At 70.9% G+C, this 24,860-nt stretch carries 21 protein-coding genes; 11 read left to right on the top strand and 10 right to left on the bottom strand.

What is annotated here, in order from left to right; translation table 11 throughout:
• Positions 1-19: 19 nt before the first annotated feature.
• The 5 genes from cds1 to ACUKCB_RS13565 all read right to left on the bottom strand — a co-directional run bounded on the left by cds1 (position 20) and on the right by ACUKCB_RS13565 (position 7,802).
• Positions 20-1,156, bottom strand: a complete 1,137-nt coding sequence (gene cds1, locus ACUKCB_RS13585) for an L-cysteine desulfhydrase Cds1 (RefSeq protein ID WP_473040845.1) — start codon at positions 1,154-1,156, stop codon at positions 20-22.
• Between the two features lie 48 nt (positions 1,157-1,204).
• Complete coding sequence (locus ACUKCB_RS13580) at positions 1,205-1,531, bottom strand: tetratricopeptide repeat protein (RefSeq protein ID WP_473040844.1); 327 nt, start codon at positions 1,529-1,531, stop codon at positions 1,205-1,207.
• A gap of 68 nt (positions 1,532-1,599) precedes the next feature.
• Positions 1,600-2,130, bottom strand: a complete 531-nt coding sequence (locus ACUKCB_RS13575) for a beta-class carbonic anhydrase (RefSeq protein WP_473040843.1) — start codon at positions 2,128-2,130, stop codon at positions 1,600-1,602.
• An 88-nt stretch (positions 2,131-2,218) separates the two neighbouring features.
• Entirely contained in the window at positions 2,219-4,714 is a 2,496-nt protein-coding gene (locus ACUKCB_RS13570) for a DNA gyrase/topoisomerase IV subunit A (protein ID WP_473040842.1), read from the bottom strand.
• 214 nt (positions 4,715-4,928) lie between these two features.
• Positions 4,929-7,802, bottom strand: a complete 2,874-nt coding sequence (locus tag ACUKCB_RS13565; RefSeq protein WP_473040841.1) for a glycosyl hydrolase — start codon at positions 7,800-7,802, stop codon at positions 4,929-4,931.
• A 157-nt stretch (positions 7,803-7,959) separates the two neighbouring features.
• Here ACUKCB_RS13565 and ACUKCB_RS13560 point away from each other — a divergent pair, with 157 nt between their 5' ends.
• The 4 genes from ACUKCB_RS13560 to ACUKCB_RS13545 all read left to right on the top strand — a co-directional run bounded on the left by ACUKCB_RS13560 (position 7,960) and on the right by ACUKCB_RS13545 (position 10,632).
• Positions 7,960-8,358, top strand: a complete 399-nt coding sequence (locus tag ACUKCB_RS13560) for a DUF6879 family protein (protein ID WP_473040998.1) — start codon at positions 7,960-7,962, stop codon at positions 8,356-8,358.
• Positions 8,359-9,201: a helix-turn-helix domain-containing protein gene (locus ACUKCB_RS13555; protein WP_473040840.1), complete on the top strand. Its 843-nt coding sequence runs from the start codon at positions 8,359-8,361 to the stop codon at positions 9,199-9,201.
• 145 nt (positions 9,202-9,346) lie between these two features.
• Positions 9,347-9,487 carry a hypothetical protein gene (locus ACUKCB_RS13550; RefSeq protein WP_191273772.1) on the top strand — a complete coding sequence of 47 codons (141 nt, stop codon included), beginning with the start codon at positions 9,347-9,349 and terminating at the stop codon, positions 9,485-9,487.
• Positions 9,487-10,632, top strand: coding sequence for a methyltransferase domain-containing protein (locus tag ACUKCB_RS13545; RefSeq protein WP_473040839.1), 1,146 nt, complete (start codon positions 9,487-9,489; stop codon positions 10,630-10,632). Before ACUKCB_RS13550 ends, ACUKCB_RS13545 begins: the two co-directional genes overlap by 1 nt.
• 23 nt (positions 10,633-10,655) lie before the next feature.
• On the opposite strand, the gene ACUKCB_RS13540 is transcribed toward ACUKCB_RS13545, so the two are convergent.
• Complete coding sequence (locus ACUKCB_RS13540) at positions 10,656-11,003, bottom strand: hypothetical protein (RefSeq protein WP_473040838.1); 348 nt, start codon at positions 11,001-11,003, stop codon at positions 10,656-10,658.
• A gap of 102 nt (positions 11,004-11,105) precedes the next feature.
• Positions 11,106-11,669 carry an ATP-binding protein gene (locus ACUKCB_RS13535; RefSeq protein ID WP_473040837.1) on the bottom strand — a complete coding sequence of 188 codons (564 nt, stop codon included), beginning with the start codon at positions 11,667-11,669 and terminating at the stop codon, positions 11,106-11,108.
• A gap of 229 nt (positions 11,670-11,898) precedes the next feature.
• Here ACUKCB_RS13535 and ACUKCB_RS13530 point away from each other — a divergent pair, with 229 nt between their 5' ends.
• The 3 genes from ACUKCB_RS13530 to ACUKCB_RS13520 all read left to right on the top strand — a co-directional run bounded on the left by ACUKCB_RS13530 (position 11,899) and on the right by ACUKCB_RS13520 (position 15,361).
• A complete protein-coding gene (locus tag ACUKCB_RS13530) occupies positions 11,899-12,753 on the top strand; it encodes a helix-turn-helix domain-containing protein (protein WP_473040836.1) in 855 nt (284 codons plus the stop codon).
• Between the two features lie 17 nt (positions 12,754-12,770).
• Positions 12,771-13,001: a DUF397 domain-containing protein gene (locus ACUKCB_RS13525; protein ID WP_473040997.1), complete on the top strand. Its 231-nt coding sequence runs from the start codon at positions 12,771-12,773 to the stop codon at positions 12,999-13,001.
• A 161-nt stretch (positions 13,002-13,162) separates the two neighbouring features.
• Positions 13,163-15,361, top strand: a complete 2,199-nt coding sequence (locus ACUKCB_RS13520) for a RecQ family ATP-dependent DNA helicase (RefSeq protein WP_473040835.1) — start codon at positions 13,163-13,165, stop codon at positions 15,359-15,361.
• Between the two features lie 99 nt (positions 15,362-15,460).
• Here the strand turns inward: ACUKCB_RS13520 and ACUKCB_RS13515 are convergent, their stop codons facing one another.
• Positions 15,461-16,396, bottom strand: coding sequence for a carbohydrate kinase family protein (locus ACUKCB_RS13515; protein ID WP_473040996.1), 936 nt, complete (start codon positions 16,394-16,396; stop codon positions 15,461-15,463).
• A gap of 276 nt (positions 16,397-16,672) precedes the next feature.
• Between ACUKCB_RS13515 and ACUKCB_RS13510 the strand changes: the two genes are divergently transcribed.
• The 4 genes from ACUKCB_RS13510 (at position 16,673) to ACUKCB_RS13495 (ending at position 22,063) form a co-directional block, all read left to right on the top strand.
• Entirely contained in the window at positions 16,673-19,393 is a 2,721-nt protein-coding gene (locus ACUKCB_RS13510) for a bifunctional acetate--CoA ligase family protein/GNAT family N-acetyltransferase (protein ID WP_473040834.1), read from the top strand.
• A gap of 86 nt (positions 19,394-19,479) precedes the next feature.
• A complete protein-coding gene (locus ACUKCB_RS13505) occupies positions 19,480-20,058 on the top strand; it encodes a DUF5998 family protein (protein WP_473040995.1) in 579 nt (192 codons plus the stop codon).
• Positions 20,059-20,445: 387 nt separating this feature from the next.
• Positions 20,446-21,270 (top strand): enoyl-CoA hydratase-related protein, encoded by an 825-nt coding sequence (locus ACUKCB_RS13500; RefSeq protein WP_473040833.1) that lies wholly within the window; start codon positions 20,446-20,448, stop codon positions 21,268-21,270.
• A gap of 139 nt (positions 21,271-21,409) precedes the next feature.
• Positions 21,410-22,063, top strand: a complete 654-nt coding sequence (locus ACUKCB_RS13495; RefSeq protein ID WP_191273102.1) for an MBL fold metallo-hydrolase — start codon at positions 21,410-21,412, stop codon at positions 22,061-22,063.
• Positions 22,064-22,100: 37 nt separating this feature from the next.
• Here ACUKCB_RS13495 and ACUKCB_RS13490 read toward each other — a convergent pair whose 3' ends face one another.
• Positions 22,101-24,215: a CHAT domain-containing protein gene (locus tag ACUKCB_RS13490; protein ID WP_473040832.1), complete on the bottom strand. Its 2,115-nt coding sequence runs from the start codon at positions 24,213-24,215 to the stop codon at positions 22,101-22,103.
• Between the two features lie 199 nt (positions 24,216-24,414).
• Entirely contained in the window at positions 24,415-24,858 is a 444-nt protein-coding gene (locus tag ACUKCB_RS13485; protein ID WP_473040831.1) for a carboxypeptidase regulatory-like domain-containing protein, read from the bottom strand.
• Positions 24,859-24,860 lie beyond the last annotated feature (2 nt).

Below are 24,860 nucleotides of genomic sequence, written 5' to 3'. Positions count from 1 at the left end.
GTTCCGGGCCACGGCCCGCTCAAGGCGCCTGCGGCGGCTCCCAGACACCGTCGGCGAAGAACCGGTCGATGGCGGCCCGGTACGGCGTGGGGTCCAGACCCCGCTCCGAGACCCAGGAGTCGTTGTAGTAGCTGTGCTGGTAGCGCTCGCCGCCGTCACAGATCAGGGTGACCACACTGCCCCTGAGCCCCTCACGGAGCATCCTGGCGACCAGGTGCCACACCCCCCACAGGTTGGTGCCGGTCGACCCGCCCGCGGACCGGCCGGTGAGGTCGTGCAGGTGGCGCATCGCGGCGATGCTCGCGGCGTCGGGGACCGGCATCATCAGGTCGATCACCGAGGGGACGAAGCTCGGCTCCATCCGCGGACGGCCGATGCCCTCGATCCGGGACGGCATGCCGGTCGCGTAGTCCGGGGCACCGGTCACCCAGCCGGGGAAGAACGCGGAGTTCTCCGGGTCCACCACGGCCAGGCGCGTGTGCAGGCGCCGGTAGCGCAGGTAGCGCCCGATGGTCGCCGAGGTGCCGCCCGTTCCCGCGCCCACCACGATCCAGTCCGGGCAGGGATGGCGCTCCATCGCGAGCTGCTCGAAGATCGACTCGGCGATGTTGTTGTTGCCCCGCCAGTCCGTGGCCCGCTCGGCGTAGGTGAACTGGTCCATGTAGTGGCCGCCGGTCTCGGCGGCCAGGCGCTCGGCCTCGCTGTACATCTCCGGGGGGTTGTCCACGAAGTGGCAGCGGCCGCCGTACCGCTCGATCAGGGCGATCTTCTCCGGGCTGGTCCTGCGCGGCACCACGGTGATGAAGTCCAGCCCGACCAGCTGCGCGAAGTAGGCCTCCGAGACCGCGGTGGACCCGGAACTGGCCTCCACGATCGTGGTGCCCTCGGTGATCCACCCGTTGGCCAGGCCGTAGAGGAACAGCGACCGGGCCAACCTGTGCTTGAGGCTGCCGGTGGGGTGCACCGACTCGTCCTTCAGGTACAGGTCGATGCCCCACTCCGGGGGCAGCGGGAACACATGCAGGTGGGTGTCGGCCGAACGGGTGTCGTCCGCGACCACCTTGCGCACGGCCTCGTCGGCCCAGGAACGGGCGCTGTCCGAACATCGGTCGACCCAAGGGTCGCCCGGGTCCTGTCTGTCAGGTGTGGAAGCCATGCTCAGCAGGCTAGCCGGGTCCGGCCCCGCCGGTGCCGCGCACCCGGTTCAATCCAGTGAACCGCCGGACATCACCGCGTGCATGCGCCGGTAGGTGGCCGCCTCCTCGTGGCGGCTCTGCCTCTCCAGCGTGCGTGCGAGCGCGATGTGCGCCCAGTTGTCCACCGGGTCCAGTTCGATCAGCCTGCGGAAGGCCGACTCGGCCTTGTTGAGCTGGGCGGAGCGGAAGTAGGCGCGGCCCAGCAGCTCCAGGAGGGAACGGCTGTCCGGTTCGTCCTCCACCGCGGGTTCGAGGGTCCGGGCGGCGTAGATCGGGTCGCCCAGTTCCAGGAACATGCGGGCCCGGTTGAAGGTGTCGTAGGTGCTCTCTTCCACGGTGCTCCTCTCGGCGGCCGCCTGCCGTCGCGGATGACAACGGCCGCCGGAGCGAGCGCATTCCCGCCTCAGAGGTCGACCGGCTTCACCCTCCCGGTGTCCACGTCGTAGAGCGCACCGGCCACCGGGAGCCCCTGGGGGAGCAGCGGGTGGTGCCGGATCCGCTCCAGGTCGTGCCGGAGCGCGCCCAGCTGGTCGTTGTCGGTGTGGAACTCCAGGCTGCGGGTGTCCACCCCGTGCTCCTCCAGGATAAGGTCGTGCACGGCGTCGTCGCTGGCCACCGAGGCCATCTTGCAGCGGGTGTGCGGCAGGACCAGCACCCGGTCCACCCCCAGCAGGTACACCGCCAGGACGAGGGTCCGCAGGGTGTCGTCGGTGACCCGGGCGCCCGCGTTGCGCAGGATCTTCGCGTCACCGGGCTGCAGACCCAGCATGTCGAGCGGTTCGATCCTGGAGTCCATGCAGGTCACCAGGGCCAGACCGCGGGCCGCCAGCGGTTTGAGCCCGGCGAGTGAGAACTCCTCGACGTAGGCGGCGTTGGCGCCGAAGACATCGTCGAACGTCCCCGGGGCAGGGGTGGTGTCCTGGTTTTCACTCACTTGGTGTTACTCCCTATGCGTTATCGGTGCACGCCGGTGCCGTGCACACAGGTAAGCACACCCGTGTGCACGGCACGTTGCGTCAAGCTCAGGTGTTGGCTCCGGGAGCGGTGATCCCGGAGTCGGTCTGGCCGCTACCGACCGTGGTGATGGCACGCGGCAGAGCCTCACCGGAACCGTCCCTGCGTTCGGTCAGGTCCGGCAGCCGGACCGGCTTGCCGTCGGCCCGGGAGGCCCGGGCCGGTGCGCGTCCCACCCATGCGAACAGCAGGGTGTCCTCGCCCTTCAGGTAGCGATGGCAGCGTACACCGCCGGTCGCCCGGCCCTTCGAGGGGTAGGCCTCGAAGGGGGTCACCTTGGCGGATCCGGGCTGGGTGCCCTCCAGGGCGTTGCTGCTGCCGGAGACGGTCACCACGACCGAGTCCTCCGGGCTGGGCACCGCGCCGAACCACAGGACGCGGGCCTCCTCGGACAGGCGGACTCCGGCCACGCCCCCGGCCTGCCGGCCCTGCGGGCGGGCGGTGGCCGCCGAGAAGCGCAGCAGCTGCGCCTCGGAGGTGATGAAGACGAGGTCCTCCTCACCCGTGGAGAGCTGTGTGAGGCCGATGACGCGGTCGTCGTCCTTGAGCGTGATGATCTCGAAGTCGTCCTTGTTGGGCGGGAAGTCCGGCGCGACGCGCTTGACCACACCGCCGACGGTGCCCACGGCGAAGCCGGGGCCGGAGTTGTTCATCGACACCACCGACACGACCCGCTCACCTTCGTCGAGCTGCACGAACTCGCCGACGTCCAAACCGGCTGCCAGGGGTGGGCGCTCCGGTTCGCCCTCGCCCTGTTCGGGCAGCTCCGGCAGTTCCACGACCGGGACGCGGATCATCCGCCCCAGGTCGGTGACGAAGCCGATGTCGGACCGGGACGTGGTCGGGACCGAAACCTCGATCGCGTCGTGCGGAGCCCGAAGGCCCTCGTACACGCGCGGCGGCGCCGCACCCTTGGTCCGGGCGATGTGGCCGTCCACACCGAGCAGGACGTGGCAGGGCTGGTCGGCCATCTCCAGCGGGATCACCGCGGCGCGGGCCGCGCCGTCGCTCTCGCGCAGCTGGGTGCGGCGCGGGGTCGCGAACTTCTTGGAGACGTCGTTCAGTTCCTTGGAGACGACGCGGCGCAGCTTCTTGTCCGACTCCAGGATCGAGGTGAGCTCCTCGATCTCCTGGTTGAGCCGGTCCCGCTCGGTCTCCAGCTCCAGCCGGTCGAACCGGGTGAGCCGGCGCAGCGGGGTGTCGAGGATGTAGCGCGCCTGGATCTCGGACAGGTCGTAGGCGCCCATGAGGGACTCACGGGCCGCCGCGGTGTCGTCGGCCTCGCGGATGAGCGCGATCACCCGGTCGATGTCGAGCAGGGCGACGAGCAGGCCGCCGACCAGGTGCAGGCGCTCCTGGCGCTTCTTGCGGCGGTGCTCGCTGCGGCGGCGGACCACGTCGAGCCGGTGGTCGACGTAGACCTCCAGCAGCTCGCGCAGTCCCAGCGTCTGGGGCTGGCCGTTGACCAGCGCCACGTTGTTGATGCCGAAGGACTCCTCCATCGGCGTGAGCCGGTAGAGCTCCTCCAGCACCGCCTCGGGGTTGAAGCCGTTCTTGAGCTCGATGACCAGGCGCAGGCCCTGGTTGCGGTCGGTCAGGTCCTTCAGGTCCGAGATGCCCTGGAGCTTCTTGGACTGCACCAGCTCCTTGATCCGGCTGACGACCTTCTCCGGGCCGACGCTGTAGGGCAGTTCGGTGACGACCAGGCCGGTGCGGCGCGCGGACACCTTCTCGATGGAGACGGTGGCGCGGGTCTTGAAGGTGCCGCGGCCCTTGCGGTAGGCGTCGCGGACCCCGTCCAGACCGACGATGGTGCCGCCGGTGGGCAGGTCGGGGCCGGGGACGAACTCGGTGAGCTCCTCCAGGGTGGCGTCGGGGTGGGCGATCAGGTGGCGGGCCGCCGCGATGACCTCGCCCAGGTTGTGCGGGGCCATGTTGGTGGCCATGCCCACGGCGATGCCGGAGGCGCCGTTGACCAGGAGGTTGGGGAAGGACGCGGGCAGGACCTCCGGCTCGGTCTCCTGGCCGTCGTAGTTCGGCCTGAAGTCGACGACGTCCTCGTCGATGGACGAGACCAGCAGTTCGGCGGCGCTGTCCAGCCGGGCCTCGGTGTAGCGCATGGCCGCGGGGGCGTCGTCGCCGCCCAGCGAACCGAAGTTGCCGTGGCCGTCGACCAGGGGCACACGCATGGCGAAGGACTGGCTGAGGCGCACCAGGGCGTCGTAGATGGCGGAGTCGCCGTGGGGGTGGAGCCGACCCATCACCTCCCCGACGACACGGGCGCATTTGACGTGCCCGCGGTCGGGCCGCAGGCCCATTTCGTTCATCTGGTACAGGATGCGCCGTTGGACCGGTTTCATACCGTCGCGCGCGTCGGGCAGAGCGCGTTGGTAGATCACCGAGTACGCGTACTCCAGGAAGCTGCCGCGCATCTCCTCGGAGACGTCGATGTCGATGATCTTTTCGGCGAGATCCTCGGGGGGACGGGAAGTAGTACGGGCCATGTCCGTAATTCTGGCCTGTTCCGGGGACTGAAACGTACGGGGGCAGGGGTTCGGGCGTGTGTGAGTCGTGCGACTAGGGGGGTTTCGCCCGTTCACGGGTGGGTTTTCCGCCCCGGAGGCGGGTCCGGGAGGGGGGAACTTCCGGGCGGGGGCGGACCGTCGTGGAGCGGTCCGCCCCCGCTGCGGGCGTTCGGCGCCGGTACGGCGCCCGCGGTCAGTCGGTGAAGGGGATGCCCAGGGTGGAGCCCTGGCCGCCGCCGATGCGGATCTCGGAGTCCTGGCCGCCGAGGGCGCTCCAGACCTCCAGGCGCACCGATCCGCCCGTCAGGTCGGCGAACTCGCCGTCACCGGAGCTCAGTCCCCGGCTCTCGGTGTAGACCTCCCAGCCGGGCAGGTCGTTGGTGGGGAAATAGTGGTGGGTCTCCTCCCGGTCGTGGCTGCCGTCGCCGTCGAAGTCGTAGGAGACGCGCACCTGCACGGCGTTGCCGACGCCGTTGCCGGAGTCCACCGGCAGGGCGAAGGTGGTGCCCTCGCCGGTGAAGGAGCCGTTCAGGTCCTCCAGTTCGAGCACCACGGCGTCCGGGGGCGGGGTGCCGTCCTGGTTCCGGCCGCCGGCGTCGGGCACGGTGATCGTGCCCTCCGTGCCGTCCGGTTCGGTGGTGAGCCCGGTGGCGTCCAGGTGCAGGGTGCCCTCTCCCACGTTGCCCTCGCCCGGACCCGGTCCGGGGTCGCCGTCGTCGCCGTCGCCGGGGTCGCCCCCACCACCCTCACCTACGGTGGAACCGAGCGCGCCCGGTGCGACCCGGAGCTCGGTGCCGTCGGAGAAGGTCACGGTCAGCGGTTCGGAACCCGGGTTGAAGGCCGTGTAGGCGCGTTCGGCCCCGTTGTCGAACACGGCGTAGTGGGCGGTGTCCGCGGTGACGGAGACGTCCACGTTGCCGACCTCGGCGAGCGTGGACACCCACTGGTAGGTGTGCGGCTTGGACTCGCCCGCCTCGGGTTCGTAGGTCCGCCACTGCTCCTCGAACATCCTCAGGGCGTCCTCGCCGTCGGAGAGCGCGCGGTGCGCCCAGTGGATGTCCCGCCAGATCTCGGGTTCGCGGCCGAGCTTGTCCAGGAGCGACTCGTGGACGGCGCCGGCGTGCTCGGGGTCGTGCCCCAGGTACAGCGAGCCCGCGGTGATGGGCAGGTAGTTGATGCCGTAGTGCTCCTCGTGGCCGCCGTCCCACCAGATGCGGTAGTCGCCGCCGTCGCCCCACACCATGCCGACGACGTCCTCGTCGAAGTCCTCGGGGAAGGTGTCGCCGCCCTGGTTCTGCCAGTAGCGGGCGATGGTGGAGGCCTGCGTGGTGTGCAGGTAGACACCCAGGTCGCGCAGTTCCTCGTCGCCGGTCAGGGCCCCGAAGGTCGCGGTGGCGGCGGCGAAGTGCATGCCCTCGGAGGAGGACTCCTGGTTGTTGCCCGCGGCGAACCCGGCGTGGCCGGAGGCCCAGCCGTGCCCGGCGTAGGGGGAGAAGGAGCGCAGGCGGGGGAACATGTCGCTGTCGGGGTCGGTCCCGGCCACGTCGTCGATGAGCAGGCGGATCATGCCGCCCCAGGCGTCGTCGTCGGCCCAGTCGCGGTCGTAGCGGGCGACCACGGCGGCGGCGGAGACGAAGTACCCGTAATGGAAGTCGTGGTCGTTGATCTCGGTGGCGGCCCCGAAGCTGTCGGGGAAGCCGAGCATCGTGCCCCAGGTCCGGTCGTGGTGGAAGCGGCGGGTCCCGTCCGCGGTCAGCCAGTCCTCCAGGCGCCCCTTGACCAGGGCGAGGAGTTCGTCGCGCGCCTCGGTGTGCCCGATCGAGTCGGCGATGGGCACGAGCTGGGCCAGGCGGCCCATGGCCTTGCCGTCCCAGTAGGTGTCGCCGGGCTCGGGGAAGAGTTCCTCCTCGGCCAGCACCTCGTCGATCAGGGCGGCCAGCCGGTCGTGGTCGGCGCTGTCGACGGTGGGCAGGCTGGGCATGATGCCCTGGGTGGTGAGCTCGGTGGTGAAGGAGGCGCCCTCGGAAACCCGCATCTCGCCCCGGGGGGAGGCGTAGGACAGGTCGGTGAGGTCACCGGTGACGTGCTCCCACTGGTGCGGGTAGAGCGCGGCGAGCGTGCCCGTCTCCGCGCCCTCCCTGGCCTCGGTCTCCAACCGGTAGGTGCTGGTGAGGGTGGCCGCGGACTCGTCGTAGTCGTACTCCACGAGGGAGTCGGTGACGAAGGAGTGCGCGTAGGGGGCGAAGGCGTCCAGGTCCTCGGGCGAGGGCAGGACGGCCACCGAGTAGTACCCCTCGTCCCCGGTGGCGGCGGTGAGGGTGTCGCCGGACAGGGACCAGGGCGCGTCGGAGGGGGCGAACAGGGCGTAGTGCCTGCCGTTCACGGTGGCGCCGACGGTGGATCCGTCCTGGTGCCAGACCTCGGGGGTGCCGGTGAAGGTCACCTCGGCGTCGCCGCCCCCGGTCTCGGCGTAGGCGAAGGGCAGGCCCTGGCCGATGGTGACGCGCAGGGTCGAGCCGCCGCCCTCCCAGTGCGCGGTGACGGTCCAGTCGCCGCTGTCGGCGGTGCGGGTGTCGGGTGACTCCAGTCCGGCGACGCCGAGCGAGAGGTCGGCGACGGCGGTGTACTCGTACTTGAGGCCCTCGCCCACGAGCCTGTGGGAGTCCGGGTAGCCCATGTTGAGGCCGCCCTCGTGGGGGAGGTAGCTCAACGGGTGGGCGAACAGGTTCTCGCCGTGGGGGTTGTCGGGGTAGCGCTGGAAGATCAGGGAGGACCACCACTCGTTGGTGGGGGCCGGGCCCTCGAAGTCGTCGGTCACCTTGGGGGCGACCGGGTTGCCGTTGAGGTCGGAGGGGCCCGAGGCCCCCTCGGGGAGGGCGGTCGTGTAACTGCCCGAGCCGACGGGTACCTGGGCCGTCTCGGCCGAGACGGGTGCGGCGCCGCCGGTTCCGGCGCCGGTGACGGCAAGGGTGGCGCCGCCGACCACGAGCGCCGAGGCGGTGGCGAGCAGGCCGAGCCTGCTGCGCGGCCCCGGGCGTGCGGGGTGGCGGTAGCGGGGGTGTGCCATCGTCTGCCTTTCGTGCTTCTCGATGGGACGCGAACCCGACGGGAGCGCTCCCATAGGACATGAGCCCTGACGCTGAGTGTTGGGGCGGCTTCGCCGAAGCGCAATGGCACCTAACTGGAAAGTTTCTATTCTGTTACTAGGGTGAACTTGTGGGGGAATATGGAACCGGGTTCCGCCATGTGTCGCTTTTGAGCTCTGCGGTCTGGGCCGTTGGCCGCTCTGGCAGCGGGTCCGCGTGGTCAGCGAACCGCTGAGCGACTACATCCGTTGGGAGCACGCCGCCACCCAGTTCAACCAGGAGGCCGGGGAGGACATCCGCTGGCTTCCCCGCCACCATCCGTCGGTCGAGCGGCTGCCGCAGCGCGACTTCTGGCTCTTCGATAGCCGTTGGATCTGCGTCCTGCACTTCGACGAGGACGACGTCCCCTACGAGTACGAGGTCATCGACGACCCGGCAACCGTCGCCCAGCACTGCCAGTGGCGTGACATCGCCTGGCACTACGCCGTCCCCCACCGTGACTACGACCCCGTGTCCAGGAAGCGGTTTACTGCGTAGGTGTCCTACTCCCTCGAACGTGCCCGCCACGAGATCGGGCGAAGTCTGCGCGAGCTGCGCACCGGTGCGGGCCTGACCGGTGCGCAGCTCGCGGAGTTGGTGGGCTGGAGTCAGCCGAAGGTCTCCCGGTTGGAGACCGGTCGCCAGACTCCCACCAGCGCGGAAGTACAGGCATGGGCTGGCGCGTGCGGCCGGGAAAGGGCTGCCGAGGAGATCGTGGACCGGCTCCGCGTCCTGGAGTCGATGTATGTCGAGTGGCGGATTCAGACACGTGCAGGCATGCAAGGACCGCAGGCTGAGGCGCACCGCCAGGAACAGCGGGCCTCGTTGCTTCGCATCTATGAGTGCACCGTCGTGCCGGGCATCCTCCAGACAGAACTTTTCGCGCGGGCGGTACTCACCCAGTTCGCAGGATTCAGTGGTGTGTCCATCGGTGTGGACGAAGCGGTTCGCAAACGCCTCCAACGCCAGGAGACTCTCTACAGCAGGCGCAAACGGTTCCGCTTTCTCCTCACCGAAGGTGTGCTCCACACCCGCTACACCGACCGTGACGCCATGGTGGAGCAGCTCGACCGGCTCACCTCGGTTTCAGCGCTCGCCAACGTCTCCCTGGGCATCATCCCGTTCGACCAACGCGTGGTCTTCGACCCGGGGCACGGCTTCTGGATTCACGACGACCGGCTCGTCACCGTCGAGACCCTGTCGGCGGAGCTGCGCCTCACCCACCCCAGTGAGGTCGAGCAGTACGTCCGGGCCTTCGACCTGTGCGCGCGGGCGGCCAGGTACGGGCAGGAGGCCCGCTCCCTGATCCTGCGTGCGATCGACGCCCTGAACGGAGAATAGGCAGGCGTATTCACGTCTATTCATCCCCGTCCACCAGGCACCGTCCCCTACCGCATAGCTGCGCATTCCGCTTTCACTCCTCCTGGCCGCTCCCTAATCTGGCTCTGCGAACACAAGCGATCACCTCCCACCTCTGGAGCGGCCCGTGTTCATCACCGCCACCCTGTACGGCAAACACGACGACAACTCCACCGCAGACGGACACAAGCCCGACCGGCCCGTCCCTCCGCCCACCCCCGACGACGGAGGTTCCGGCGGAGGCAAGCACGAGAGGGACGGCAAGTAGTGATTCCGTCCCACGAGAAGCTGGTCGCCCGCCTCGTGCAGGCGGGCGACCTGCCCCAGCACTGGCGGGCCGCGTTCGAACAGGTGGAGCGGCACCGCTTCCTCCCCGACCAGATCACCGACCCTGACGGGGCCACCGTCGACCGGATCCGTGAGGCGGACCGCTGGCTCACCCTGGCCTACGACGACATCCCGGTCGTCACCCAACTCGACGACGGCACCGGGGGCGGTTCCGGGTACCCGACCAGCTCCGCCTCCCAACCCTCGATCGTCGCGGACATGCTCCGCCGTCTGGACGTGTTCCCCGGGATGCGGGCCCTGGAGGTCGGCACCGGAACCGGGTACAACGCGGCGCTGTTGTCGCACCTGCTCGGTGACGACTCCGTGACCAGCGTCGAGGTCGACCCGGAGCTGGCCGAGCAGGCCCGGGTCAGCTTGATGTCGGCCGGGTTCGCGCCCCTGGTGGTCACCGGGGACGGCACCCAGGGCTGGCCCGCCCGAGCCCCCTTCGACCGGGTGATCAGTACCGCCGCCGTGCAGCGGGTTCCCTACCACTGGATCGCCCAGACCCGGCCCGGCGGCAGGATCCTCACCCCCTGGGGCAACGCCTTCCACAACGGGGTTCTGGCCGACCTCCAGGTCGGGCCGCACGGCACCGCGCAGGGGCGCTTCGGTGGTGACGCGGCCTTCATGTGGGTGCGCGACCAACGCGTGCCCAGGCGGGTGGTCGAAACCCACGTCCGCCCCCGGGAACAGGAGTTCACCACCACCCGAACGAAGCTGCACCCCTATGAGCCGGTCGGGGACTTCGAGGCGAGCTTCGCCATCGGGTTGCGTATGCCCACCGTGCTGAACCGGGTCGAGTTCCCCGACGAGGACGAGCAGCGGTTCACGGTGTTTCTGGTCGACCCCGGTACCGCCTCCTGGGCGTCCTGGCACATCGACCAGAGCCCGGGGGCCTCCGACCACGAGGTTCGCCAGCACGGTCCCCGTGCCCTGTTCGCCGAACTGGAGGCAGCCTACGAGTGGTGGCAGCGGAGCGGTCGGCCCGAGCACACCCGCTTCGGCCTGACCGTGTCCGCCGACCGCCAACAGATCTGGCTGGACCACGAGGCGAACACCGTTATCCCGGCCCGAACCGCCTGACGGCCCGGGCCGGACCACCGGTATCACCAGAGTTCGAGCACCGGTGGGAAGAGACGGTCCAGGGTCGCGGCGTCGGGGACCTCGGCCAGGCCGGTGGAGGAGGCGACCCAGTAGGAGCCCGTTCGTTCCCCGTACCAGATGATCAGGTGCGGGTTGCGGGCTTGTACGGCGGCGGCGAGGGTGTGTTCGTTGCGGTACTCGGCCAGGTGCCCGCCGAGCCGGGGCAGCCGTTCGGCGCGGCGTCGGCGGCAGGAGGGGTGCGAGCACGAGGGGCAGGCCGGGCCGACGAGCGGGGTGCGGCGGGGCAGTGCCGGGCGGGTGCGGTACAGCGGGTCGCTGGAAGGTCGGGGTGCGGGGATAGGATTCGTCATCGATCCTGCTTTCTGGCTTTGAGAGGTCTGGAATTCGGGGTTGTTGGGGCCCGGGAAGCGTTGCCGCGCTTTCCTGGGCCCTTCTTTCGTTTCGGAGTGCTGCTAGCGGGCCAGTTCGGGCCAGGCGCTGTCCTTCAGGTCGTAGGCGAGGAAGAACCAGACCGCGCGGTGTCCGGGGCGGCCGTTGTCCCCCCAGCCGGTGGCCAGGGCGTCCACCATGGCCAACCCGCGCCCGGCCTCGGCGCTGGGGTCCAGCCCACCGGGGTCGGGGGTCAGGTAGTGGCGGTCGTGCACGCTGGTGGGGTCGTTGGCGATGCCGTCGTCGCGGCAGGTGAGGCGGAGTCCGTCGCGCTTGCGCTCGCAGAGCAGGGTGTAGCTGCGCCCGGGGAGTCCCGACCGTGAGTGTGTGAGCGCGTTGCTGGCGAGTTCGGAGCCGATGAGGGTGAACAGGTAGCGGTAGTCGGTGCTCTGCTCGGCCGCGCAGGTGTCCAGGAAGGCCCGCACGAGTGGGAGGAGCAGAGGGGAGGCACCGAAGTCGTAGCGGCGGGAGGAGTAGTAGGGGCGGTCGGGGCGGCCGTTGAAGTAGTGGCGGTAGGCGTGCGGCACCAGCTCGTGGAGGGCGATGGTCACTTCGGCCATCGGGGGTACGGGGGCGAGTGCGGGCATGACGAACAGAGCTCCTTACGCAGGCGGAAGCAGTAGATGGTTCGGGGGAGTGCCCGCTGGGTCGGTGACCTTCACGTTTTCCCCGTGCAGGGAAAGGGGCACAAAGTAGTCTGATCAGCAGAGACTCTAGGTAAGGCTCCGATCACCGACTACACACAACGCTAGACAGTAGAATCCACTCCGTCAAGTGGATTCTACTAACTACGACAACTTGGGCTAGGCTCCTCCCATGGCCGCTCCTTACAGCCCCAGCGTCCGACGGCGACGTCTTTCAGCAGAGCTCAAGCGGCTTCGCACGGAAACTGGGATGACTCTCAACGAGGTCGCGAAGCACACCGGCATCAGTAGAGCCAATCTGAGCAAGATCGAACAGGCTGAGTCCAAGACGGTCCCTGTCCCGACCTTGAACAAGCTCTTGGACCTCTACAAAGTCGACGACCCTTCCGTGCGTGCAGCCATGCACGAACTATCCAAGCTGGCTGGTTTGAAGGGCTGGTGGTCCTTGTACAAGGACCTCATGCCTCAGACCCTCGTCGACTTCGAAGCTGAAGCTTGCGCCATCCGTACCTATGAGGCCCAGGTAATCCCCGGACTACTTCAGACTCCGGCGTATGCGGATGCCATCTTCCGAGCGAACCGCGTACGGGATGACAGCGAGATCGCCCAAAGAGTGACCGCCCGTATGGCACGGCAAAGCATCCTGAACCGCCCCAACCCGCCCACCTACCTTGCGATCATCGACGAAGCAGCCATCCGCCGCATGGTCGGTTCAGCAAGCGTGATGTGTGAACAGCTACGCCACCTGAGTCACATGGCTGCGCGAGGCAACATTGACATCTACGTACTGCCGTTCACCGCGGGCGCCCACACCTCCACCGAGGGCAAGTACCTCATCATGGACTTCCCAGACCCGAGGGATGCGAGCGTCATCTATCTCGAAAGCCCCACCACTACCATGTTTCTTGAGGAAGACGAGCAGATCAGGCTGTACAACGACATGTTCGGCAGCACACAGAGTTGTTCCATGACCCCAGCGCAGAGCCTGGATTTCCTCAACCATCGGGTTCAAGAACTAGAAGAGTGAGCACAGTGACCGACCAGATGATGTGGCGCAAGAGCAGCTACAGCGGTGTCAATAACGACTGTGTCGAGGTCGCCCACATCCCCGCGGGCTTTCGGAAGAGCAGCTACAGCGGCGTCAACGGAGGCTGCGTCGAGGTCGCTGACCTCCCCTGCGGTGCCGCACTCCGGGACTCGAAGAACCCCGCCAAGGGGCACTTCCCCTTCCCCGCCGCCGAGTGGACCGCCTTCCTCTCCACCGCCCGCGCCTGACCGCTCCTCCGGTTTCCGGCGCCCCGCCCTGAATTCGTACGGGCCGGGGCGCCGCTGCTTGTCGAGCCCCGGGCCCGGTGGAGACGGCCTCGTGCCAGCACGGTCCCGGGAGCCTGTGGACAACCGCACCGACCCCCGCCGCCTCTGGTACCAAGGAAGTCATGGCCACTCCCACCCCGCCCGGCGCTCCCGTCCCGGACACAGAACCCGTCACCGACCCCGCGGACCACCGTCCCGGCGGCGCCCTGCGCGAACGCGCCGAGGAGCACCTGCGCGCCCTCGCCGGGGACTCCGCCCGCCTGCGCGAGGACCAGTGGACCGCCATCCGCGCCCTGGTCGAGGACCGGCGGCGAGCACTGGTCGTGCAGCGCACCGGCTGGGGCAAGTCGGCGGTGTACTTCGTGGCCACCGCCCTGCGCCGGGCCGAGGGCGCGGGCCCCACCGTCATCGTCTCCCCGCTGCTGGCGCTGATGCGCAACCAGATCGCCGCCGCGGAGCGGGCCGGTATCCGTGCCCGCACCATCAACAGCTCCAACACCACCGCCTGGGAGGCCACCTACGCCGAGGTCGCCCAGGGGCGGGTGGACGTGCTCCTGGTCAGTCCCGAACGGCTCAACAACCCGGAGTTCCGCGACCGGGTCCTGCCCGAACTCGCCGCCGGGGCGGGCCTGGTCGTCATCGACGAGGCGCACTGCGTCTCCGACTGGGGCCACGACTTCCGCCCCGACTACCGGCGGATCCGCTCCCTGCTGCACGACCTGCCCGACGGGGTGCCGGTCCTGGCCACCACCGCCACCGCCAACGAGCGCGTCACCCACGACGTCGCCGAACAGCTCCAGGCCGGCGCCGACCGCGCCGACACCCTGGTCCTGCGCGGCAGCCTGGAACGGGAGAGCCTGAGCCTGGCCGTGGCAGAGCTGCCCGACCCCACCGCCCGGCTCAGCTGGCTCGCCGAACACCTGCCCCGGATCCCCGGTTCGGGCATCGTCTACACGCTCACCGTCAGCGCCGCCCTGGAGACCGCCCGCTTCCTCACCGAACAGGGGATGGAGGTGCTGCCCTACACCGGGCAGACCGACCCCGAGGAGCGCAAACGGGCCGAGGACGCGCTGCTGGACAACCGGGTCAAGGCGCTCGTGGCCACCAGCGCCCTCGGCATGGGCTTCGACAAGCCGGACCTGGGCTTCGTCGCCCACCTGGGCGCCCCGCAGTCGCCGATCTCCTACTACCAGCAGGTCGGCCGTGCGGGCCGCGGCGTACAGCGGGCCGAGGCCGTGCTGCTGCCGGGCCGTGAGGACGTCCAGATCTGGGAGTACTTCGCCGGGCTGTCCTTCCCGCCCGAGGAGACCGTCCGCCAGACCCTCCAGGTGCTGGCCGAGGCCGACGGGCCCCTGTCCGTCGCCCACCTGGAGACCCGGGTGGACCTGCGCCGCACTCGCCTGGAACAGATGCTCAAGGTGCTGGACGTGGACGGGGCGGTGCGCCGGGTGCGGGGCGGCTGGACCGCCACCGGCCGGCCCTGGACCTACGACGCGGACCGCTACGCCGCCGTCAGCGCCGCCCGCGAACGCGAGCAGCGGGCCATGCTCGACTACATCGCCGCCGACACCTGCCGGATGGAGTTCCTCCGCCGCCAGCTGGACGACCCCGAGGCGGTCGTCTGCGGCCGCTGCGACGTGTGCACCGGCCGGTACTGGCCCACCGAGGTCGACTCCGGGCGGCGCAAGGCCGCCGCCGACCACCTGGACCGGCCCGGCACGCCGATCAGCCCGCGCCGCCAGTGGCCGACCGGGATGGACACCCTCGGGGTGCGCCTGTCCGGCAAGATCCCCGAAGAGCTGAGAGCGGGGGAGGGGCGCGCCCTGGGCCGCCTCACCGATATCGGCTGGGGCACCGAACTGCGCCGGATCCTCGCCGAGGACGCACCCGACGCCCCCGTGGACGAGCGGGTCCTGCAGGGGGTGGTGCGGGTACTCGCCGCCTGGGGCTGGCAGAACCGCCCCGTGGGTGTGGTGGCGATGCCCTCGGCCACCCGCCCGGTCCTGGTCGCCGACCTCGCCGCCCGCATCGCCGAACTGGGGCGGCTGGCCCCGCTCGGCTCGCTGTCCTACCGGCGGGGCGGGCCGGGCGCCCGGCGCCACAACAGCGCCATGCGCCTGGAACAGGTGTACTCCGAGCTGGTGGCGGACGAGGCGCTCACCGCGCGCCTCACCGAGCTCCAGGCCCGGACCCCGGGTCCGGTCCTGCTGGTGGACGACCAGTCCGACACCGGGTGGAGCCTCACCGTCGGCGCCGCGCTGCTGCGCAGGGCCGGGGCCCCGGAGGTCCTGCCCCTGACCCTGGCGACCTCCGGGGGCTGAGCGGCGCCTTCTTCTGCGGTGATCTTGCTACCAGAGGCAACTGCGGCGCCTATTTCGCTTCTGGTAGCAAGATCACGGGGGATTATCCCGAAGTTCCTGCTAGCGGATGCGCTGTCCGCGGGGCGCACCCCGGCGGACGGGCTGCTCCTCACCCAGGTCCGGACGGGCACCCGGCTGGTGCAGAGCACGGGCGGCCAGGTGGCTGGCCCGGCCCAGCGCCTCTTTGGGATGGCGTCCGGCCAGCCACGAGGGCAGGAACCCGGCGATGAAGGCGTCACCGGCGCCCACCGAACCGGGTGAGGGCTCCACCGGCTCGGCGGGGGCCTTCACGCAGTCCTCGCGCGTCTTGGAGGCCCACAGCCCGCCCTCCTCACCGAGCTTGATCACCACGTTGGGGAACCAGGCGGTCAGGACCTTCGCCGCGGCCTCCGCGTCGTCCCGCCCGGTGAGCACCCGGGCCTGGGCGAGGTTGACGAACAGCAGCCGGGCGCCCTGGGTCCAGTCCAGGAAGTTCTCCGCGCCCGCCCGCTCCAGCGGCGCGTGCGAACCGCCGTCCACCGAGATCGACATCCCGCTCTCCCGCGCCATCCGCAGGGCCACCCGGGCCGCGCGGCGGGAGTCGGAGTTGATCAGCGTGTAGCCGGACACGTGCAGGTGGCCGTCGGCGCCGAAGACGTCGCGGGGCAGGTCCTCGGGCTGGAGGCGGGCGTTGGCGCCGGGGTCGCTGAGCATCGTCCGGTCGCCCCGGTGGGTGATCATCACCACGCAGGTACCGGTGGGGCGTTCGGGGTCCATCACCATGCGCGAGTCCAGGCCGTAGCCCATGAGCTCCATCTCGCGGGTGCGCCCGGTGATGTCGGAGCCGCGGCGGCCGACGAACGTGGTGTCGGTGCCCTCGACGGACAGCCAGGAGGCTATGTTCGCCCCGGACCCCCCGCCGTACATGACCACCGACGCCGGTGTGTCGCTACCGCGGGCCAACGGGTAGAACGCGCGCGCGACGGCGTCGGTCATCAGGTCACCGATCACGACCACTCGAGTCATTTCGCCAGCCACCACCGAGGGTTTGAGAATCTGTGCCCGCACGACGTTAACAGCTTAACGACCAGTGTCGGGTAACGAACTGACAGCGCCCGGGACACGCTGTCACACAGGGGCTGTCGAGGGTCCTCGGACCCACCGGACCAGAGTACGCGGACCCCGTCGCGGACGGTCCCGGCGGCGGCTGGGCGGGAAGACCGCGGCGGGGATTTCGGGGAGCCCGCATGGACTTTCCCCGGAATAGACCGATTGTCGTCTAGTCTCGCAGTCGTGCAGTCCTACCCGAACCACTGGGAAGCCGACGTCGTCCTGACCGACGGAGGCACCGCGCATCTGCGCCCCATCACCCCTGACGACGCCGACCTGCTGCGCGAGTTCCACGCCCGGCTCTCGCCGGAGACGATCTACTACCGGTTCTTCGCGCCCTACCCGAAACTCTCCGACCGTGACGTCAAACGCTTCACCACGGTCGACTACGAGGACCGTGTGGCCCTCGTGGCCACGATCTCCGACTCACTCGTCGCCGTGGTGCGTTACGACAAGGTCGCCCCGGAGGAGGCCGAGGTGGCCTTCGTCGTGGAGGACGGCCACCAGGGGCGGGGCCTGGCCTCGGTGCTCCTGGAACACATCGGTGCGGCCGCCCGCGAACGGGGGATGCGCCGCTTCATCGCCGACGTGCTGCCCGAGAACCGGCGCATGATCAACGTTTTCCGTGAGGCCGGGTACACCGCCCAGCAGACCTTCGACGAGGGCGTCATCCGGCTCACCCTGGACCTGCAGCCCACCGACGACTCCAGGGAGGTCATGCAGGCCCGGGAACAGCGCGCCGAGTCGCGTTCCATCGCCCGGCTGCTCTTCCCCGAGTCCGTCGCGGTCATCGGAGCCAGCCGCACCGCGCACACCATCGGCCAGACCGCCCTGCGCAACCTGCTCGGCGGGGAGTTCCAGGGGCCGGTCTACCCCGTCCACCCCGAGGCCAAGGCCGTGGTGGGCGTACGCGCCTACCCCTCCGTCCTGGAGATCCCGGACCAGGTCGACCTGGCCGTGGTGGCGGTGCGCGCCGACATGGTCGTCGACGTGGTCGAGCAGTGCGCCGAGAAGGGCGTACACGGCCTGATCGTGGTCAGCTCCGGCTTCGGAGAGGTCGGGGCCGAGGGCCGGGCCCGCCAGGACGAGCTGGTGCGCACCGCCCGCGCCGCCGGTATGCGGGTGGTCGGCCCCAACTGCCTGGGCATCGCCAACAGCGACCCCTCGGTCTCCCTCAACGCCACCCTGTCCCCGGACCTGCCCTCCCAGGGGCCCATCGGGTTCTTCTCCCAGTCCGGCGCCCTGGGCCGGGCCATCCTCCAGCGGGTCGCCGAGCGCGGAATGGGCCTGTCCACCTTCGTGTCCGCGGGCAACCGCGCGGACGTGTCCGGCAACGACCTCATGCAGTACTGGCAGGAGGACCCCGCCACCCAGGTGGTGCTCCAGTACCTGGAGTCCCTGGGCAACCCGCGCAAGTTCACCCGGCTGGCACGGCGCCTGGCCAAGCAGAAGCCGGTCGTGGCGGTGCGCAGCGGCGGTTCCGCGCAGACCACGCCCACCGGGCACGCCGCGGGCGGTCTCGCCCTGCCCGACTACGCCGTCACCTCCCTGTTCCAGCAGGCCGGTGTGGTGCGGGTGGACGACATCACCCAGATGTTCGACGCCGCCCAGGTCTTCGCCTACCAGCCGCTGCCCCAGGGCCCCCGGGTGGGCATCATCGGCAACTCCGACTCCCTGGAGCTGCTGGTCAAGGATGCCGCCGTCCGTCAGGGCCTCAAACCGCACGATCCGGTCAACCTGGGGCCGCAGGCCACCGCCGAGGACTTCGACACCGCGATCCGGGCCGCGCTGGCCGCCGAGGACGTGCACTCGGTCGTGGTGGTCTTCGTGCCCGCCCTGCACCCCATCGGGGACGACGTGGCCCGTGTGCTGCGCGCCCGCTCCCTGGACTCGGACAAACCCATCGTCACCACCTACCTGGCCCGCCAGGGCATCCCCGAGGAACTGAGGCACATCGGGGAGCGGAACCAGACCCTGCACGGTTCGGTGCCCTCCTACCCCTCGCCGGAGGACGCGGTGCGCGCCCTCGCCCACTCCACCCGGTACGCCCAGTGGCGCAACCGCAAGCCCGGACGCCACCCCGAACTGCCCGACATCGACCGCGCCCGGGCACGGGCCACCATCACCCGCGCCCTCAGGAAGGCGACCCCGGCGATGGAGGACGTCGCCTGGTTCGGCGGCGAGCGGCGGTACGACGAGGAGACCGCGATCTCCGCCGAGGACGCCCGCGACCTGCTGGCCTGCTACGGGATCGCCGCCTACCCCGACATCAGGGTCAGCTCCGCGGACGAGGCCGTCGTCGCCGCGGGTGAGCTCGGCTATCCCGCCGTGGTCAAGGCCGACGCACCCGACCTGCGGGTACGTGCGGGCGGCACGTTCGTCCGGGCCGACCTGCGCACCCCCGAGGACGTGCGCAGCGCCTACCTCTCCCTGCTCGACCGCTTCGGCGGCGAGGCGGAGCTGGTCGTCCAGCGGATGGCGGCGCCCGGCGTGCCCACGGTGGTGCGCGCGGGCGACAACCGGTCCTTCGGGTCGGTGGTCTCCTTCGGGCTGGCGGACGTCACCGCCGAACTCCTCGACGACCGGTCGTTCCGGCTGGCACCGCTGACCGACATGGACGCCGCCGACCTCATCCACGCGGTCCGGGCCGCCCCGCTGCTGTTCGGCCTGCCCGCGGGGGCGACCTCGCTGGCCGAACAACCCAACGTGGAGGCGCTGGAGGAACTGCTCATCCGGGTGTCCCGCCTGGTGGAGGCCTTCCCCGAGATCGGTTACGTGGACCTGGACCCCGTACTGGTCAACGCCACCGGGGCCCATGTCCTGGGCGCCCGCATGTGGCTGCGCGAGGCCCCCGACGTGCGGCCGGACGCCGGCCCGCGCCGACTGCGCGGGGTGACGTTCTGATCAGGGAATGGGCCTCCCGTTTCGGTGGACGGTCGCGAAGTGTCACCGGAAGGAGGCAGGATAGGGGTATGAGGAAAACACGTGCCGTGCCCACGGACTGGCGCCTGGAGATCGAGCGGAGCGGGTACTACCCCGCCCTGGTCATCGACGCCGTCGCGACCACCTTGGGCGAGGAGGACGCCGAGGCGTTCATCGTGCACCATGAGGCGACCTTCGACCCGGCGATGGAAATGCGGCGGCACATCACCGTGATGCTGCTGACCGCGACCCGGCTCGTCGTCTGCCACACGGACGAGCACCCGCCCACCGAACCCGGTGGGACCTCGCACGCCTCCACCACGACCGACAGCATCCAGCTGGGCAATGTCCAGTCGGTGGCGCTGACCCGGGTCGTGCCCAACCCCGCCCAGTACAAGCCGGGCAGCCTGCCCAGTGAACTGGTGCTCAGCGTGAACCTGTCGGTGAACTGGGGCGCTGTCGCCCACATCGACCTCGAACCGGCCTCCTGCGCCGACGAGAGCTGTGAACTCGACCACGGGTACACCGGTGCCATCACCGCCGAACCCCTCACCCTGAGGGTGAGCGAGGCGGCCGACGGCACCGACGCCGTCACCACCATGATGCACTTCGCCGACGCCCTCTCCGCGGCCACCACCCGGCGCTGAGACCGGGGAGCCCGAAGGACGGCGTGATGCCTTCAGGGGCCGGGGCGGGGTCCGGGAACGGACCCCGCCCCGGCCCTGTTCGTGTTCCCGGTCAGGGCCCCGGAGCGGGCCGCGGGGGACCGACACCCGGGACCGGTGGGGCGGGCGGAGGCCGCGGCGGGCGCGAACGCTAGCGTGTGGTCCACGTAACACAAGCGCTGTCACGCGTGACACGGACTTAACCGGTCCGGCGGCGGTGGACGCCGTGCCGAAACAATCGGCCTGTCTACTGTTCGGGGCGGATGCGTTCCTACCGCCACAAGCGAGACGCACACGGCCACAAGCTGTTCGCGTACCGCGCGCCGTGACCGAATCCGCGCGCGTTCAACGGAGAAAGGTCAGTCTGCGATGACGCAGCACCCGACGTCCCCGAACCCCTCGGACGACGCTCCCCTCGTACGGTCGAGCGTTGACCGTGCCATCGCCACGATCACCCTCGACTCACAGCACAACCGCAACGCGCTCTCCGCGCGGCTGCGCACCGAACTCTCCCGGGCCCTGTCCGACGCCATGGCCGACGAGGACGTTCGCGGGGTCGTCCTCACCGGCAACGGACCGGTGTTCTGCGCCGGGGCCGACCTCAAGGAGATCGGTGCGGCCCTCCAGGGCACCCCGGTGGAACCCGCACCGGAGCTCCCGGAGATCTTCGAGCAGATCATGGGTGCGCCCAAACCGGTGATCGCCGTGCTCAACGGCGCCGCACGCGCGGGCGGGATCGGTCTGGTGGCCGCCGCCGACATCGCCCTGGCCCCCAAGAGCGCCACCTTCGCGTTCACCGAGGTACGTATCGGCGTGGTCCCGGCGATCATCTCCGTTCCGGTCTCGGCCCGGATGCACTCCCGGCAGCTCAGCCGCTACTTCCTCACCGGTGAGCTCTTCGACGCCTCCGCCGCCGCCAAGGCCGGGCTCGTCACCCAGGCTGTCCCCGACCGGGAGATGGACCATGCGGTGGACGCGGTGCTCCAGGGCCTGCGGGGCTCGGCGCCGAGCGCTCTGTCCCGCACCAAGGAGCTCCTGGGCGAGCTCGCGGGCGGTGTCCAGGCCGCCCCGGACCGGCGTACCGAGGCGTTCACCCGGATGGGTGAGCTGTCCGCCGAGTTCTTCGCCGGCCAGGACGCGGCGGAGGGGCGTGCGGCCTTCTTCGAGAAGCGGCCTCCTCGTTGGGCCCGGTGATCCGGTGACACCGACACGCTGAACCCGCGGGCCGGTGCGGCCCCTCCGGCGGGCCGCACCGGCGCGGAGGGCGCGCACCCGCACCACCAGGTGCGCGACCCCGGTTCGTGCGCTCTCTCCGACAGGCCACAATGGTCGGGTGAGCTACTCCGGAGATACCAGGGTCGGCGGTCCGGCCGACCTGCGCCAACTATCGAACCTGACGATCACCAAGCTGGCCGTGGGCCCGATGGACAACAACGCCTACCTCCTCCGTTGCCGGGGGACGGGTGAGGCGGTCCTCATCGACGCAGCGGCCGAACCCGACCGGATCCTGGAGCTGATCGGCGAGGAGGGGCTGGCCCGTGTGGTCACCACCCACCGCCACCAGGACCACTGGCAGGCCCTGGCCGAGGTCGTCGGCCAGACCGGTGCCCGTACGGTCGCCCACCCCGAGGACGCCGAGGAGCTGCCGGTCTCGGTGGACGAGCCCGTCACCCACGGCGGCACCGTCCCGGTCGGGGACTGCGTACTCACCGTCATCCATCTGCGCGGCCACACACCCGGGTCGATCGCCCTGCGCTACGACGACCCCGGGGGTCGGACCCACCTGTTCACCGGGGACAGCCTCTTCCCGGGCGGGGTCGGCAAGACCTGGTCCGACGGGGACTTCCAGACCCTGTTCGGTGACGTCTCGGAGCGGGTCTTCGGTGCCCTGGCCGACGACACCTGGGTCTACCCCGGGCACGGCAAGGACACCACCCTGGGCGCGGAGCGCCCCCACCTGGCCGAGTGGCGTGAGCGCGGCTGGTAGCGCGCCGGGGTGACCGCCCGCTGCGGTCACCCCTGCCTCAGGCGCCGTAGCAGCAGAAACCGACGTGTCCGAGGTGGTCGGACACCGCCTCGGACACGTCGGTGCCCGTGGCGATCGCTCGGTGGAAGGCGAGCATGGCCGCTCCGGTCCGTGCGTCCTCGACCGGGACCGGGCTGGCCACCACCGTGCGGGTGCCCCGGGCCAACAGGGCGCCCACGAACCCGAGCGGCTGCCCGGCCGCCCCGCCGAAGCCGTGGCCGCCCCAGCAGGAGGACAGGGTGACCAGGTCGGGGGCCGAGGGCAGGGAAGCCAGGTCGCAGGCGAGCAACGGCTCGTCGTGCAGCTCCAGCCGGGAGAGCATGGGCGTGCGGTCGCCCACCTGTCCGTGCCCGGCCAGGTGGGCCAGGTCCGTGCGGGCCAGTTCGGTCAGGACCCGGTCCCGGTGTGCCCGCTCCAGCAGCCGCGCCCCCGGATGGATCGCGGCCAGGGCTGCCACCTCCAGGCGGGCCTGTTCGGGTTCGGGGCCGCAGGCCAGCAGCACCCTCTCCCAGCCGCGCCGTTCGGGCGGCCGTTCCGCCCAGGACCGGGCCGTGGGCACCAGCCGCACCGGACGACCGCGCAGCGCCGGGAGCAGGCCCCATGGCAGGTCGCTCAGGTAAGGGTCACCGGTCACCACCACAGCGCGTTCCCCGACCAGGGGCAGCAACGGCCGGAACAGGGCGTCGGAGGCCTGCGTGGCGGTCGAGCGGTGCGGTTCCGCGGCCGTGCCCCCCGACGGTGCCGACCTCTCGTGTGCGAACCGGGCCAGTGCGCGGCGGACCGTCAGGAGGGGGCCGAGGTGCCGGGCGTGCACCCGGCCGTCCACCGCGAGCAGTGCCACGGCTTCCCTGCCCGCCGTGGTGTAGTGGATGAACGCCCGGCCCTCCAGGGTGGCCAGGAGCGGTTCCAGTACCGGGCCCGGGGCCGGCTCCCGGGACTCCGCCCACCGGTTCCGGCGTCCCGGGTGCAGCGCCCGCCAGCGGGCGGCCTCCCACCGCCGGGCGTAGGCGCCGGCCTCGGGGCTACCGCCCCGGCACAGCGCACGGCGGTAGCGCCCGGTCAGCTCCCCGAGCGCGGTGCCGCCGACGGTGCCCGGCCCCGGCACCAGCCCGACCGCCCAGGTGCGTCCCAGCTCCGCCCATTCGAGCGCGGTCGCGGCGTCCCCGGTGGCCAGGGCGCTCTCCAACCCGGCCCGCACCACGTGGGGGTCGCGACCGGCGCTCCCGAGCCAGGGGCCGGGCGGCGGGGCTCCCAGCCTGGAGAGCCGGGCCAGGGCCCGGTACGCGCCCGACAGCCCCTCCCGGGGCCGGCCCCCGTCCCGGGGGCCCACGGACGCGTGTCCCCGGGACGGTCGCGGCAGGGAGGGGGCGCGCAACGCCAGGGTGTCCTGTGCGCGCAGAACCGGGGAGCCGTCGTCGGTGACGCCGAGAGCGGCCCGCTCCAACCGCGTGGTGATGCCGTGCCACAGGGAACCCGGGCCCTCGCTCGCGCGGACCTGCCGGGTGAGGTGGAGCGAGCCCCGGTGGTCGCCGTCCAGGAGCCGCAGCTTGGCCTCCACGAGGGTGCGGGCGACCCCGCCCCGGGTCGCGTGCCACGGGGCCTCGGCGAGGGTGCGCCCGGCCTCCTCCACGAGCCCTTCGCAGAGCAGGGCCTCGGCCAGGTCGACGCGCAGGGCCTCCTGCCGGTCTGCGGGCATCCGGTGCACGAGTTCGTGGAAGGTGGTGATGGCGGTGGCGGTCTCGCCCCGGTACAGGTCCAGGCAGCCGAGGTTGTGCTCGGCCACCAGACCCAGCAGGGGGAGACGGCGTGCGTCGGCCAGGGAGCGGGCCTCGTTGAGGTGTTCCTCGGCCTGACCGAAACGGCCGCACAGGGTCTGGGCCAGCCCGAGGTCGGCCAGAAGGCCCGGTAGGACGGGGGCGAGTTCGGCGATGGGATGACCGTGCAGCCGTTTCCGGGTGTCGTCGAGGAGGGCGACGGTTTCCTCGAAGAGGCCGTTCCGAGCCAGCCGGACGCCCTGGGTGACCCGGGACAGCAGGATCTGTCCGGTGCTCGGGTCCCGGGTGTCCGGGAGGGTGTTCGCGGGCGTGGGGTCGGGCGCTGCGCTGGGGAGCACGTCCGGCTGCCTTTCGCCAGTGGGGCCGGTCGACTCCAGTGATAGCAGCGGTCGCGGTTCGGCGGGAGTGGCCACCCCGGGCCTGTGGACAACCCGTTGGCCGCGAACCGGGGCGAACCGGGGCGAAGGCGGGTGATCGGTCCGGGGTTGGCGCGCGCACCTAACCGGATTCGGGCCGTATCCGTTTCCCGCGATCGGTTCAGCGGCCCCCGTCGGCGGTCGACAGGGTGAACCAGTCGGTGACGGCGAGCGGGCGGCCGGGGATCTCCACGGCCAGGCTCAGGGGGCCGGGCGCCAGGTCGTGGGCCTCGAACCGGCCGTCGACCCCCACGAACAGGCGCAGCGTGCTCCCGGAGCGGCGAACGTGCACGTCCACGTGGTCGAACTCGCCGCCGACCAGGCCGGAGAGCGAGTGGTGGGCCCCGCGCCGGTGGATCTGGAGGTCCAGGTGGACGCCCCCCAGGTCGAACAGGAGGGTGGTCGGGGCGGCGCCACGGTGGTCGCGGTGGACCGCCGGCCCGGGGGCCAGGGCCGTGTCGCTGATGGTCCTGGCCTGACGGGCACGGTCAAGGGAGCGGTCGAAGGCGGCCAGTGCGGCGGCCCGCCCGCTCCGGTCCTCGGTGGGGTCCGGGTCGTTCCACACGG

It is taken from the genome of Nocardiopsis moroccensis, from assembly GCF_055763695.1.
The sequence above is the reverse complement of the archived record's forward strand: the minus strand, read 5'-3'. Positions and strand labels throughout refer to the sequence as shown.

What these genes read in the sequence shown, in the direction of transcription:
- ACUKCB_RS13540 (WP_473040838.1), bottom strand. Translation starts at nt 11,003, where the DNA reads ATGACGAATCCTATCCCCGCACCCCGACCTTCCAGCGACCCGCTGTAC.
- ACUKCB_RS13535 (WP_473040837.1), bottom strand. Translation starts at nt 11,669, where the DNA reads ATGCCCGCACTCGCCCCCGTACCCCCGATGGCCGAAGTGACCATCGCC.
- ACUKCB_RS13570 (WP_473040842.1), bottom strand. Translation starts at nt 4,714, where the DNA reads ATGGCCCGTACTACTTCCCGTCCCCCCGAGGATCTCGCCGAAAAGATC.
- ACUKCB_RS13520 (WP_473040835.1), top strand. Translation starts at nt 13,163, where the DNA reads ATGGCCACTCCCACCCCGCCCGGCGCTCCCGTCCCGGACACAGAACCC.
- ACUKCB_RS13500 (WP_473040833.1), top strand. Translation starts at nt 20,446, where the DNA reads ATGACGCAGCACCCGACGTCCCCGAACCCCTCGGACGACGCTCCCCTC.
- cds1 (WP_473040845.1), bottom strand. Translation starts at nt 1,156, where the DNA reads ATGGCTTCCACACCTGACAGACAGGACCCGGGCGACCCTTGGGTCGAC.
- ACUKCB_RS13565 (WP_473040841.1), bottom strand. Translation starts at nt 7,802, where the DNA reads ATGGCACACCCCCGCTACCGCCACCCCGCACGCCCGGGGCCGCGCAGC.
- ACUKCB_RS13530 (WP_473040836.1), top strand. Translation starts at nt 11,899, where the DNA reads ATGGCCGCTCCTTACAGCCCCAGCGTCCGACGGCGACGTCTTTCAGCA.
- ACUKCB_RS13525 (WP_473040997.1), top strand. Translation starts at nt 12,771, where the DNA reads ATGATGTGGCGCAAGAGCAGCTACAGCGGTGTCAATAACGACTGTGTC.